Genomic DNA, 13,313 nt, shown 5'->3' with positions numbered 1-13,313 from the left:
CCGGCGCGTTCATACCGGCCCCGGCCCGACAGGCGGGCGCCGCCGGCATCGACCGTGAGGGCTTCGACGACCGTATCCGATCCTTCGATCCCTCCCCGGAACGCCGCGGCGACATCCGCCGGACGGTCCATGCCGGGGGATAGGATCCCCGTGCCGACAAGGGCCACGCGGCATCGGGCAAGGATCTCCCCCGGCGTGACGCCCTGCCCTTCGAGGGTGATGTCGGCATCCAGACGGCCGGCGTATGCGGCATCCCGGGAGAATGCCTGCTCCAGCAGGAGCCCCTTCTGCCGCACGGACAGGCGGTAGCCGATGGCGTTCAACACCCGATCGGACGAGAGGAATCCCTCGGGGAAGGCCTTTACGAGGTCAATCTCGCCCGTTGCGTCCGACAGCCCGAAGGGGGATTCGACCGACAGCGGGTCGATCCTGAGTTTCCGGTCCGACAGATGGAGGCCCAAGGCAATCCGTCCGACGGGAACTCCTCCGAGAAGCCCACCGTCATACTCGAGGTTCACCCTGGCTTCGGGATCGGCCAGGGGACCTTTGGCGGAGAGGTGAAGCGCGGCGTTTCCGGTCAGCTCCGGGGTCAACTGAAGGAGGTGACGGATTTCGGCCAGGGCCAGGTCTGCATCGAGGGTGAGGTCCATGACCGGGTCGGCGCCGAGGCGGTCGATGATCCCGGTGAGCCTGATGTCGGTGTTGCCGGCCGCAACCCGGAGATCGAGGGGCGAAAGGCGGTCGGCATCGAGGTGGGCCGTGACCTGCAGCGCCTCTACGGGCCCGGTGAACACGGGGCTTTCGACGGCCCCCCGGCCGATCCCCAGCCGGAGGCGTCCCGCCGGCTTCGAGAGCAGAAGGGCCTCCGCCCCGGCGGAGATGCCTTCCAGGGTGACGGTGAGCCCGGCTTTGGGGTCCCTGTAGGACACGGTGCCGTCGGTCAGGCGGAAAAGCGTGATCGCCAGGTCGATGGGCGGCCCGGCCGACGCCTCCTCGGAAAGCTCCCCCGGCGCGAGTGCGGGAAAGGCCCGCATCAGGTTGAGCCGACCGGTCTCGTCAACGGCGAGGTCCGCCCAGGGGTGCTCGACGATCGCCTCCTCAACGCCGATCCGGCCGTTCAGGAGCGAAAGCCAGGAGATGTCGATGCGGCAACGGGCCAGCCCGGCCAGGCGCTCGCCGGAAGGCCCAGCGACAAGGAGATCGTCGATATCGATGCGCCCGGCAAGCACCGAAAAATCGAGCCGGCGCCATGACACGCTTCCCGGCAGGGCGCGGTTGATCTGCTGCTGAATGCCCCGCTGGGCCTGGGGGGTCTTGAGATACGAAACGCCCCCCGCCAGAAGCAGGATCAAAAGACCCGCGCCCGTCCCCGTGGAAACCAGTGCGATTCGAAGCCATTTAGCCATGTCACCATCCCGTGGTTTCAAGACCGGATACCGGGCGGCATAGGCCGGAGATCCGGAAACGTCCTGTCATGCGCCGCCAAATCTATACCATCCCCCCGCGTGAATCAAATTTTTCTTTGATCATTGGCCCGTCACCGGGTATAGTCGGTACGATCGGCCGCGCCCCGATTCGCGGCGGCCGGAGCACCGGGGGCAGGCGGAATCCGCAGCCCGGCCCCGCATATCAACCCGAGCGGATAGGGGGTAAGCCGTCATGAATCGCACCGTTTGCTTTCTTCTTTTCGCATGCTGCCTCCTGCCCGTTTCAGAAGCTGTGTGCGCCCGAGCCCCGGTGAGCGAAGCCACGGAGGAATGCCTGGGATGCCATTCCACCCTGCATCCGGGCATCGTGGAAGACTGGCAGAAAAGCCGCCACGCCCGGATCGCGCCCAGGGACGCCCTGAAGGAAAAACCCATCGCCCGAAGGATCTCCGCGACCGACATCCCCGACCGCCTCAAATACGTTTCCGTCGGATGCGCCGAATGCCACACCCTCCGCGTCAAGAACCACGCCGACGCCTTCATTCACAACGAGGTGGAGATCCACGTTGTCGTAAGCCCCCAGGACTGCGCCGTCTGCCACGTCACCGAGGCTTCGGAATACGCCGAAAACATCATGTCCCATGCGGTGGGCAACCTCGCGGACAACCCCGTCTTTCAGGATCTACAGCGAACCATCATCGGCAGCCCCGTCAGGACCGAGGGCGGGATCCAGTACGAAGACGCCGACGCCGAGACCCGTGCCGAGGCGTGCTATTACTGCCACGGCACCCGGCTTGTCCACAAGGGCATGGAAACGCGGAATACCGGCATGGGGGAAATGGCGTTTCCCAGGATCGAGGGCTGGCCCAACCAGGGGGTCGGCCGCATCAATCTCGACGGCAGCCGCGGCTCCTGCGCCGCCTGCCACACCCGCCACGGATTTTCCATCGAGGTGGCCCGGAAGCCGCACACCTGCGGGGAGTGCCATGTCGGGCCCGATGTTCCGGCCTACAAGGTCTATTCCTCCAGCAAGCACGGCAACATATACGCCTCCATCAATGCCGGCTGGGACTTCGACGCCGTCCCCTGGACCATCGGCAAGGATTTCACGGCCCCCACCTGCGGCGGCTGCCACATGAGCCTTCTGGTCAACACCGACGGCGAGACCGTCGCCCAGAGGAGCCACAAAATGAACGACCGCCTCGCCTGGCGGATCTTCGGCCTGCCCTTTGCCCACCCCCATCCCCGGCGGCCGGACACCAGCATCATCAAAAACCGGGAGGGGCTTCCGCTGCCCACAGACTTTGACGGCGGCATCGCCGCTGAATTCCTCATCGGCCCGGTCGAGCAGGAGACCCGGACCCGGACCATGCAGGCCGTCTGCCTGGAATGCCACGGAAAGTCCTGGGTGGACGGCCACTGGAAGCGGTTCGAAAACACGATCGGGACGACCAACCGGGACATCCTGACGGCGACCCGCCTCATGGAGGAGATCTGGTCCCGGGGGTACGCCAAGGGAATCGCCCAGCAGGCGAGCCCCTTTGACGAAGCCATCGAAAGGACCTGGTGCGACGCATGGCTCTTCTACGCCAACACCGTCCGTTTCGCCTCGGCCATGGCGGGCGGCGGGGACTACGGCGTCTTCGCCGACGGCCGCTACCAGCTCTCCCGCCGCATCCGGGAACTCGCAGAGTGGCTGGAACTCCGGAAAAAGCTCTTTCCGCCGCCGCCGGAGCCCATCACCCGGAACGGGGGACAGCCGGCCCCCGGGGCGGCGGACCTGCAACTGGCCGCCCGGCGTCCGGCAGGGCCGCTCAATCCGACCGGGCCAGGTTTTTAAGGCGGGACAGGGTCTCCCAGGAAAACCCCTCGGACATGCAGGGAAAAACGGCGTTGTTGGTGAAGACGGGGTCCGCCGCGATGTCGTAGCGGGACGCGGCCACGGCAGCAGGCCACAGGGGGGTGTGGGGAATGGGCGTGTAGTATGCGATCACCGGCGTGATGCCGCTGTCTTTGACCGTGAGGATGGATCGCTCGACATCCGCGACCGGCTGGCCGGGAAGACCGGCCAGAAGATAGGCCCCCAGCCGGCGCTTCTCGAACCCGGCGCCCAGGAGGCAGGCCACGGCGCGCAGGAATTGCCCTTCGTCAACCTTTCGATCGAGGGTCGTCCGGCTCTCGAAGGCCGTGGTTTCCAGCCCCAGGCGGAGGGTCTCGAACCCCGACCGCAGCATCAGCTCCGCAAGAGGCCCGTTGATCTCGCGGATGTGGACGGCGTTCGGGGTATGAAACCGGACGGCCATGCCCGACCGGATCACCCCCTTCAGGATGGGCACGATATGCCTCTCGGGCTGGACGAGCAGGGCATCGTCATAAAAAACGAAATCCGTCACCCCGAAGGTGTCGTACCAGAACCGGATCTCCCGGGTCACCCTCTCGGGGCGCCGCACCCGCCGACGGGGCTCCAGGTACCGGGAGGCGCAGTAGGCGCAGGAAAACGGGCATCCTCGGGACGTCAAAAGGGGGACATAGCCGATGGCCCGCTGGAGATCGAAGGCCGGATAGGGCCAGGCGTCAAGATCCTCGGGGTCGAAGCGCAACCCGGCCCGGTACCCCGTGAAGGACTCGATCCACGAGAATATCGGCCGGATGCCGTCGCCGGAAACGACCCGGTCCGCCCCGGCATGCATAGCGGCGTGATCCGTACAGAGGGTCGCATAGATCCCCCCCAGGATCACCGGGACCCCTGGAAAATACGCGCGAAGCGCCTGAATCGTCTCCTGGACGCCGGGGTACCAGTAGGTCATCAGCGACGTGACGAGGATCAGGTCCGGCGCCGGGATCGCCGCCAGGTCCGCCCTGAACCATTCGGGCTCGATGCCGTACCGGCTGAAATTCCGGGGAATGTCGAAGAAACCGGACGGACTGGCGATCCGGGTTTTATGATACGGCCCCCGGCCATGCCGGGCATACGGGTTCTGGGGCGGGGCCTTGGGATGAAACCGGTCCAGGCAGTCGATGAAGGAGACCGCCATGCCGTGATCCCGCAGGACGGCGGCAAGCAGGAGCAGCCCCAGGGGCTTGGCCCAGACGTCATAGGCGGCGAAGTCGTGAATCCAGGGATTGACCAGGAGGATGCGGGGCGCTCTGGCGTTCAAGAGAAAACGGGGGTCAGCCGTCCGACGGGCTTGGCAGCAGATCCGGAAAATACTGCATGGAGATTTTTTTCAGCTCGTTCCGGCTGAAAAGCAGGGAATAGTCTGTTTCACCGGTTTCCGAGGATATCTTCCGGGCGATCTCCCGACAGGCATCTTCGTCCGCCGCGTGGATCATCGTGTAGAGATTGTAGGGCCAGTCGCCCGTCGGGTTCCTCCGGTAGCAGTGGCTCACGGCCCGGAAGGCGGCCATCTTGGGACCCACCGCGTCAATTCTGGATTCCTCCACCCGCCACGCCACCATGGCATTGGCCCGGAACCCCGACTTCTGGTGCCTGAGGGTGGCCCCGAATCTGCGGATGACGCCCCGTCCGCTCAGTTCCCGGAGCGTTTCAATCACCGCCTCCTCCGTCACCCCCAGCCGGTCGGCAATGGCTTGGTAGGGGCGCGCCGTGATCGGCATATCCCCCTGAATCATGGAGATAATTCGTTTTTCCAGTTGGGTGAATTTCGGGTCAGTCATGGTGTGGCGTTATAAAAAATTCCCCGCCAAAAGGCAAGTTTTTTGTGCGGGAATGGCAACTGTGGATTTCCCGAAGCATAATAATATGATATCCAGGAACGGCATCAGCGGGCGCCGGACGCGCAACCCACGTTAACCCAACGGAATCAGCAGGATGACAGTCGAGCTTCAGGGACAGATCGAGCGGATCACTTACAGCAACGAAGAAAACGGCTTTACCATCGCCCGGGTCAAGGTCCCGGGTCAGCGGGAACTGGTGACGGTGGTGGGAAACCTGGCGGCCCCCATGCCGGGGGGGATCCTCAGCATGACGGGGGAATGGATCCAGCACCCCAAATACGGCGAGCAGTTCAAGATCGCCTCCTCCCGCATCAAGGTCCCGGCCACGATTTACGGCATCAAGAAATACCTGGGCTCGGGGATGATCAAGGGGGTGGGGCCCGTCATTGCCGAGAGGATCGTCGACACCTTCGGCGAAAAGGCCCTCGACGTCATCGAGGAGCGCATCGAGGACCTGGCCAGGGTGGACGGGATCGGCAAGAAGCGCATCGCCATGATCCGGAAGGCATGGGAAGACCAGAAGGAGATCCGCCAGGTCATGCTCTTCCTCCAGTCCCACGGGGTCAGTTCGGCCTATGCCGCCAAGATTTTCAAATTCTACGGCGACCGCTCCATCCCCGTGGTCCGGGAGAACCCGTACCGCCTCGCCATGGACATCTTCGGCATCGGCTTTGTCACGGCCGACAAGATCGCCATGAACCTCGGGTTCGCCAAGGACTCCCCGGTCCGGGCCGAGGCCGGGATCCTCTACGTGCTGCACCAGCTGGCCGACGAGGGGCACGTCTACTACCCCTACGGGCCGCTCATCGAGAAATGCAAGGAGGTGCTCACGGTCGACCGGGAGGTGCTGGTCGACGCCTTCGGCCGGATCGAGGCCGACAAGCATATCCGCATCGAGGACCTCAACGAGGACCCCGCGGCATTTGAAGCCAACCACAAGGCCGTCTACCTTTCGAAATTCCATATCTGTGAAACGGGCGTCGCCAATCGGCTCAGGATCCTTTCGGCGGTCCCCAAAAACCTGCGCCCCGTCGATTCGGCCAAGGCCCTGGCGTGGGTGGAGGCCCGGCTTTCCATCCAGCTGGCCCCGGAACAGAAACAGGCGGTCCGGTTCGCCCTCGAGAAGAAGGTCATGGTTATCACCGGCGGGCCGGGCACCGGCAAGACCACCATCGTCAACGCCATCCTCAAGATCCTGTCGACCCTCACGGCCCGCGTTCTCCTCGCGGCGCCCACCGGCCGCGCGGCCAAGCGGATGAGCGAGGCGACGGGCCACCCGGCCCAGACCATCCACCGGCTGCTCAAATTCAGCCCCGCCAAAGGCGAATTCGAGAAGAACTTCGAAAAGCCCCTCGACTGCGACGTCCTCATCGTGGATGAGGCCTCCATGATCGACACGGTCCTCATGCATCATCTCCTCAAGGCGGTGCCTGCCGTGTCCACCCTCATCCTGGTGGGCGACGTCAACCAGCTCCCCTCGGTGGGGGCGGGAAACGTCCTGGGGGATATCATCTCCTCCGGGGCGGTGCCGGTGGTCACCCTCAAGGAGATCTTCCGCCAGGCCCGGGAGAGCGATATCATCGTGAACGCCCACCGGATCAACCGGGGGGAGATGCCCCGCTTCAACACGACGTCGCCCGCGACCGACTTCTATTTCATCCAGAAGGAGGCCCCCGAGGCCGTCCTGGAAATCATCCTGAAGCTGGTCAGGGAGCGGATCCCCCGGCGGTTCGGGTTCGACCCCGTCGACGACATCCAGGTGCTGACCCCCATGCACCGGGGCATCGTGGGCGCAGGCAACCTCAACACCGCCCTCCAGGAGGCCTTGAACCCCGGCGAGGCGGTCGTCTTCCGGGGCCAGCGGGCCTTCAAGGTGAACGACAAGGTCATGCAGATCCGGAACAATTACGACAAGGAGGTTTTCAACGGGGACATCGGCCGGATCACCCGCATCGCCCCTGAGGACCAGGAGCTCGTCATCCTCTTCGACGGGCGGGAGGTGGTCTACGACTATGCCGACCTGGACGAGGTCGTCCTGGCCTACGCCGTCTCCGTCCACAAATCCCAGGGGTCCGAGTATCCCGTCGTGGTCATGCCGGTGCTCGTGCAGCACTACATGCTGCTTCAGCGGAACCTCATCTATACGGGGGTGACGCGGGGCCGCGACCTGGTGGTTCTGGTGGGCACGAAAAAGGCGCTCGCCATAGCCGTCCGCAACGACAGGACCCGGAAGCGGTACACCCGCCTGCGCGAGCGCCTCGCCTGAGGGATCCCCTCCCCGGAGGCCTATCGGGCCATCGCGCGCCGGGCGTCGAGCCGGGCCTTCAGCATCGGGAAGAGGTGGAGGTCCGTATGGGGCAGAAACAGGGACGCCACGTAATGGTCCATGAACGACGGGGTTTCCGAAAGCTCGAAATTGGTCATCTTCCGCGTCACCTCGACCACGTCCCGGCGGATCCGGTTGGTCATGGCGCTCATCCGGGCGCCCATGAGGGAGGCGTTGCCGATATAGGTGATCTTGTCGGCCGCCATCTCGGGCAGGAGCCCGATCACCATGGCCCGCTCCAGGTCCACATAGCTTCCGAACCCGCCCGCCAGATAGATCCGGTCCAGGTCCTGAATCGTAAGCCCCACCTCCTCGAGGAGGGTCTGGCACCCGCTGTAGATGGCCCCCTTGGCGCGGATCAGGTTCTCGATGTCGATCTCGGTCAGCACAACGTCCCGGTCGATCTGGGTCTCCGCCTGCCGGACCAGGACATATTCCCAGACCCCGTCGCGCTCGCGGATGCGGTCCGTCGGCAGGGTCTGCTCGAATTTGCCGTTGTTGTTGATGACCCCCGCCTCGAAAAGCGCGGCCACGATGTTGATCAGCCCCGAGCCGCAGATGCCCTTGGGCCGGACGTTCCCGATGGTGAGGTTCATGGGTTCGCAGGTGACGGGGTCGATGGAGAAGTCTTCGATGGCGCCCTTGGCCGCCCGCATGCCGAACTCGATTCCGCCCCCCTCGAAGGCAGGGCCGGCCGAGCAGGCCGCGCAGGCCAGCCAGTCCCGGTTTCCCACGACGATCTCGGCGTTGGTCCCGATGTCCATGAAGAGGGTGAGCTCCTCCGTCCGGTAGAGTCCGGAGCCCATGACGCCCGCCACGATATCCCCGCCGACATAGCTGGATACCTGGGGGTAGACCAGGGCCGTCACGTGGTCGGGCAGATCGAGATCCAGATTGACCGCCTTGATGGCGGGATAAATTGTGGCGGCCGGCACGTAGGGGGCCCTGCGGATGTAGCGCGGATTGACCTTGAGAAAAAGCTGGGTCATGGTGGTGTTTCCGGCCAGGGTGATGCTCGAAATGCCGTCGCGGTCGATTCCCGCGCGTTTGATGATGGTCCTGAGGATCTTGTTGATGGTTTCGACAACCACGTCGTGCAGACGGTTCAGGCCGTCCCCCTTCTCGGCGAAAACAATCCGGGAGATCACGTCCTCGCCGTAGCTGATCTGACCGTTGAAATCGGCCTGCTCCGCGAGCACGGCCCCCGAGATGAGGTCGATGAGCTGGCCGTAGACGGTGGTCGTGCCGATGTCGACGGCCACGGCATAATTCCGCGACGTGGTGTCGCCGGCCTGGACGTTGATGATGACGCTCTGGCCGTCCTCCCGGACCGGCCGGGCCAGGGTGGCGGTGACGCGGAAGCGGTCCTGCCTCAGGGTGTCCGGCAGCTTCCGGATCACGGGGAACTCGACCCCCAGCCGGTGTTCGTCGTTCTGGAGGGTCAGGAAGCTGACGAGGCGGGTCACGTCGGGCAGGTGGTCCTGGGCGCTCGGTTCCGGAAGCGCCAGAAAGACCTTCTCCATGGGGGGGATGAAGAGGCCCTTGTCCTTGAGCTCTTCCAGGTTGAAGGCTTTGACCCGGGCGGTTCTTCTGGGAGCGGGGGGAATGTTGAGGACGCTGGCGTCGATGGCCGATTCGACGGGGATCCGCACGGTGACGTCGCCGGTGACGGACGACCGGCAGGCCAGGCGGTAGCCCTTTTCCCGGTCCTCGGGCGTGAGACGCTCGGAAACGCCCCCCGCCACCTCGCCCTTCTCGATGATCACCCGGCACTTCCCGCAGACCCCTTCACCGCCGCATGAGGCGTTGATGTGGACGCCCGCCTCCATGGCCGCGCGGATCAGGCTTTCGCCGGCTTCCACCGCCACCGTCCTGTTTTGAGGCTGAAACAATATGGTGTGTGTCTTCATAAGCGGTTCCTCCGTTTACTCCGGTTCAGATGGAAAATCCCGAACCGGCGCAATCCGATCCGGGGAGCAGGCCGTCCGGCATTCGAAACGTGTCAAAATCCAGACCCCATAAAGGTATTACAGAATGAGATAATGTAAACTAAAAAACCGCCGCTCCTTTCAAACACCGTCACATCATTTGTCCATGAGGTCGAACCGGCAGGAGAGGAGCACCATATCGTCCTCGAACACCATTGAAACCTTATAGGGAAGCGTTTTGAAGAGGTTGATCATGCCCTTGTTATGGGGCGCGGTGTAAGCAAAAAGTCCGGTCAGGCCGTTTTCCCGGGCGGCCTCGGCCAGCTTCCGCATGAGGATCCTGCCCAGGCCCTTGCCCTGGTATTCCCGGTTCACGGTAAAGGCCACCTCGGCCATGTTGCTCGAGGGATTCAAAAGATACTCCCCCATGGCGATGACCTTCCCGAACCCAAACTCCCCCACCACCGCCAGCATGGTGAGGTCACTGACGTAGTCCACCTCCAGCATCTCCTCGAGGTCGTCCCGGACGAAGCTGTGTTTTTCGTGAAAAAAGCGGGAGACGACATCATCCGTCTCGAGATTGTAGAAATGCTCCTGAATGCGCCGTTCGTCCACCGGCTTGGATGGGCGGATGACGACGGTCTCCCCGTCGATCTCCCGGATTTCCTCGAGCTTCGCCGGGTACACGCCATGGATCGAGTCGCTGAGGGTCCGGTCCTCGCTCAGGAGGCCCATCTTCTTGGCCTCATGAAACAACTCGTCCCGGAAATCGGGATGGGCGATGCTGACCATGGCCAGGGCGCGCTCCTGAAGGCTTTTTCCGAAGAGGTTGACCGCACCGTACTCCGTTACGACGTAATGGACATCCCCCCGGGGGACGACGACGGCCGTGTCGTTCAGGGCGGGAACGATGCGGCTGGTCAGTTCCTCCCCCGCGCCGGAGGTCGCGGTGAGCATGATGATGGATTTGCCCCCTTCGGCCATGGCCGAGCCCCGGATAAAATCGTTGATGCCGGAGACGCCGGTGAAATAGGTGTGCGGAAGAGCGTCGGCGGCCACCTGGCCGGTGAGATCCATGGCCATGGCCACGTTCATGGAGATCATACGATAATGACGGGCAATAATCGTGGGATCGTTGACATAGTCGGAGGGCCTGAAGTCCACCGATGGGTTGTCGTGGAGGAATTCGTACAGAACCTCGCTCCCGATGGCGGCGCTGGCGACCATCTTTCCCTCGTTGAATCCCTTCTTCCGGTTGGTGATGACGCCCCGTGAAAAAAGGTGCATCATATCCTGGGTCAGATACTGAGAGTGGACCCCCAGGTCGTTCTTTTCGGACAGGGCCAGGAGGGTTGCCTTGGAGGTGGCGCCGAGCCCGATCTGGATGGTGGAGCCGTCGTCGACGAGGCGGGCGATCAGCCGCCCGATGGTGTTGGCGGCCTCGGTCTCCGGCAGGGGCTCCGTCATCAGGAGGTCCTCCTCGTGTTCCACGATCACGTCCACGTCATCCACATGAATGAAGCTCTGGCCAAGCACCCTGGGCATCCTGGGGTTCACCTGGGCAATGACCATATCGGCGGACTGGGCGGCCGCGAGGGTCACGTCCACGGAGACCCCGAGGCTCATCCAGCCGAAATCGTCGGGCGGACTCACCTGGATCAGGGCCACATGAATGGGAAGCTGCCGGCTCTTAAACAGGCGGGGAATGGCCGACAGGTTCACGGGCGTGATGAACCGCTTGTTTTTGGCAAGCCCCTTGACCTTCCCCGAGCCCAGGTAAAAGGATCGGATATTCATGGTCTGGCTTTTGGTTTTGTCGGCGATCAACCCCAGGGGCGTCCGTTCAAGAGAAAGGAGACGAACGATCTCGATGTCGGTAAACACCGAAGACAGCTCCGCGAGCATCCGGACCAGGTATTGCGGCTCGCCGCACGATGACCCGATAAACACCCGCTGGCCGGGCCGGATGAGCTTGATGGCATCCTTGACCGGCCGTTTTTTTTCCACATAGTCATCCGCCCAATAACTCATTTTGGCCATAACCCCCTCCTTTCACATAAAATGAATACAGTACCCCCACCTGATTGTCTACGCCTTCATCTACCCTATCTCAGCCCCATTGGCAAGGGGAACCGGGCTTTCCGAAAACCACCTCGAACCCAAAAAAAGGTTTGGTAAATTCCGTTGCATTCTGCTAAATATGCCGACGTGCAAAGGCACAGATCGACTGGCCCCGGCGGCGGCAAGACCGCCCGGGCGCAGTGGCCCATGAACGACGGTAACGCGTCACCGCTTTCGGACAGGTGCGTCGCTGTTGCCTTTCGTGGCAGGAATAAATAAATGGCCCGGCGATTTCCCCGGAAAAAGCAGGGTCGGCGGCATTACAACATGAATTCAGGCAAAAACAGGATGTATCCATCGGAAACGGCCGGTATCGTCTCTTAATCCATGTGAGGAAATTCTCAAGCTGCTTATTGACAATGCCCGTATGCTCCAATATAGTCAGCATTTCAAAATTACAATGATCATGCAGTTAAAAAGACAGACCGAGTGGATAAACCACGGTTCATAAAATTAACTTGATGATATTGGATGAAATGATCGTAAATAAAGGTATTGAAAACGCATTTCTTACCGAAGGGGGTGATGTGCTTTAGGGGGCAAGGCATATTGCCCCCTTTTTGTGTGTGTCTTCTACTAAAACCGATTTGTCAGAACATCCAGAGGAGGTACAAACATTGGCTTTTGAATTTTTCAAAGAATCTTATTCCGGAGCTGTGAGGAGTGTTACGCTGGGGCAGGGTGACAAGACCGTCACCGTCGGCGGCGAAACATGCTACCCGTTTTATCAGTTCGAAGGCGAAATGCCCAACAAGCCTAAGATCGCCATGGAAGTCTGGGATATGAAGCCGGATGACTGGGCCGAAGCGGCGGTCAAGCCTTACGCGGATGTCATCGGCGACCCGGCGGCCTGGGCGAAAAAGTGCGTTGAAAAATACGGGGCCGACATGATCGCCCTTCAGCTCAGAAGCACGGACCCCAACGACAAAAACGCGAGCGCGGCGGAAGCCTCCGCGACGGTGAAAAAGGTTCTGGCCGCCGTTGACGTTCCGCTGATCGTCTGGGGGACCGCAAGCTTTAAGAAGGACGAAGAAGTCCTCAAGCAAATCGCAGAAGACTGCCAGGGGAAAAACCTCATCATGGGCCCCGTGGAAGACAAGAACCACAAGGGCATCGGCGCCGCGGCCATGGGATTCGGCCACACCGTCATCTCTTCTTCACCCATCGACGTCAATATCGCCAAACAGATCAACATCCTCCTTGAAAACCTGGGGATGCCCATGAACCGCGTAATCGTCGACCCCACCACCGGCGGCCTCGGGTACGGCATGGAATACAGCTACTCCGTCATGGAGCGCCTCAAAATGGCGGCCATGAACCAGGGCGACGACAAACTCCAGTATCCCGTCGTCAACAACCTGGGCTTTGAAATCTGGAAATCCAAGGAAGCCAAACTGAAGGCGGACGAAGCGCCGACCCTGGGCGACCCGGAACGCCGCGGCATCCTGATGGAAGCCGTCGGCGCGATCAGCTACCTGATGGCCGGTTCGGACCTTCTGATCATGCGCCATCCGGAAGCCGTGCGCCTGGTCAAGGCCTTCATCGACCTCGCCGTTGACGGCGGCTCGGCCAAGGGCGTGGCCTCCATCGCCAAACAACTGCCGGCGACAGCCATCGACCTGTCCGCCCTGGCCCCCGCGCCGGATCTGACCATCACGGAAGACAAAAAAGCCGAGCCCGCGAAGAAGGCGGCCGCCCCCAAGGCAGCCGAAGCGCCCAAGCCCGCAGCACCCGCAGCCGCGGCGCCCAAGGCAGCCGAAGCGCCCAAGCCCG

Annotated in this window: 8 protein-coding genes; 3 read left to right on the top strand and 5 right to left on the bottom strand. The window is 62.6% G+C overall.

The genetic code is table 11. The features are described 5' to 3' along the window. Positions 1-1,406: hypothetical protein (locus tag ACEW8N_RS21055; RefSeq protein WP_373501839.1), on the bottom strand; the 1,406-nt coding region annotated here is incomplete at its 3' end. A 253-nt stretch (positions 1,407-1,659) separates the two neighbouring features. Between ACEW8N_RS21055 and ACEW8N_RS21050 the strand changes: the two genes are divergently transcribed. After that, a complete protein-coding gene (locus ACEW8N_RS21050) occupies positions 1,660-3,267 on the top strand; it encodes a multiheme c-type cytochrome (protein ID WP_373501838.1) in 1,608 nt (535 codons plus the stop codon). On the opposite strand, the gene ACEW8N_RS21045 is transcribed toward ACEW8N_RS21050, so the two are convergent. Both ACEW8N_RS21045 and ACEW8N_RS21040 read right to left on the bottom strand, forming a co-directional pair. Continuing rightward, a complete protein-coding gene (locus ACEW8N_RS21045) occupies positions 3,242-4,585 on the bottom strand; it encodes a radical SAM protein (protein ID WP_373501837.1) in 1,344 nt (447 codons plus the stop codon). The two genes, ACEW8N_RS21050 and ACEW8N_RS21045, sit on opposite strands and share 26 nt — an antisense overlap. 13 nt (positions 4,586-4,598) lie before the next feature. After that, positions 4,599-5,105 (bottom strand): Lrp/AsnC family transcriptional regulator, encoded by a 507-nt coding sequence (locus ACEW8N_RS21040; protein WP_373501836.1) that lies wholly within the window; start codon positions 5,103-5,105, stop codon positions 4,599-4,601. A 154-nt stretch (positions 5,106-5,259) separates the two neighbouring features. Here ACEW8N_RS21040 and ACEW8N_RS21035 point away from each other — a divergent pair, with 154 nt between their 5' ends. Further along, complete coding sequence (locus ACEW8N_RS21035) at positions 5,260-7,431, top strand: ATP-dependent RecD-like DNA helicase (RefSeq protein ID WP_373501835.1); 2,172 nt, start codon at positions 5,260-5,262, stop codon at positions 7,429-7,431. Between the two features lie 20 nt (positions 7,432-7,451). Here ACEW8N_RS21035 and ACEW8N_RS21030 read toward each other — a convergent pair whose 3' ends face one another. Together ACEW8N_RS21030 and ACEW8N_RS21025 are read right to left on the bottom strand one after the other, a co-directional pair. Continuing rightward, positions 7,452-9,401, bottom strand: coding sequence for an ASKHA domain-containing protein (locus ACEW8N_RS21030; RefSeq protein ID WP_373501834.1), 1,950 nt, complete (start codon positions 9,399-9,401; stop codon positions 7,452-7,454). 174 nt (positions 9,402-9,575) lie between these two features. Next, positions 9,576-11,459, bottom strand: coding sequence for a GNAT family N-acetyltransferase (locus ACEW8N_RS21025; protein WP_373501833.1), 1,884 nt, complete (start codon positions 11,457-11,459; stop codon positions 9,576-9,578). A gap of 737 nt (positions 11,460-12,196) precedes the next feature. Here ACEW8N_RS21025 and ACEW8N_RS21020 point away from each other — a divergent pair. Further along, the coding region (locus ACEW8N_RS21020) for an acetyl-CoA decarbonylase/synthase complex subunit delta (protein WP_373501832.1) at positions 12,197-13,313 on the top strand (1,117 nt) is incomplete at its 3' end.

It is taken from the genome of Desulfococcus sp. (assembly GCF_041737845.1).
Classification (GTDB): domain Bacteria; phylum Desulfobacterota; class Desulfobacteria; order Desulfobacterales; family Desulfococcaceae; genus Desulfococcus.
This window is presented reverse-complemented; position numbering and strand designations above follow the sequence as displayed.

What these genes read in the sequence shown, in the direction of transcription:
- ACEW8N_RS21050 (WP_373501838.1), top strand. Translation starts at nt 1,660, where the DNA reads ATGAATCGCACCGTTTGCTTTCTTCTTTTCGCATGCTGCCTCCTGCCC.
- ACEW8N_RS21040 (WP_373501836.1), bottom strand. Translation starts at nt 5,105, where the DNA reads ATGACTGACCCGAAATTCACCCAACTGGAAAAACGAATTATCTCCATG.
- ACEW8N_RS21035 (WP_373501835.1), top strand. Translation starts at nt 5,260, where the DNA reads ATGACAGTCGAGCTTCAGGGACAGATCGAGCGGATCACTTACAGCAAC.
- ACEW8N_RS21030 (WP_373501834.1), bottom strand. Translation starts at nt 9,401, where the DNA reads ATGAAGACACACACCATATTGTTTCAGCCTCAAAACAGGACGGTGGCG.
- ACEW8N_RS21025 (WP_373501833.1), bottom strand. Translation starts at nt 11,459, where the DNA reads ATGGCCAAAATGAGTTATTGGGCGGATGACTATGTGGAAAAAAAACGG.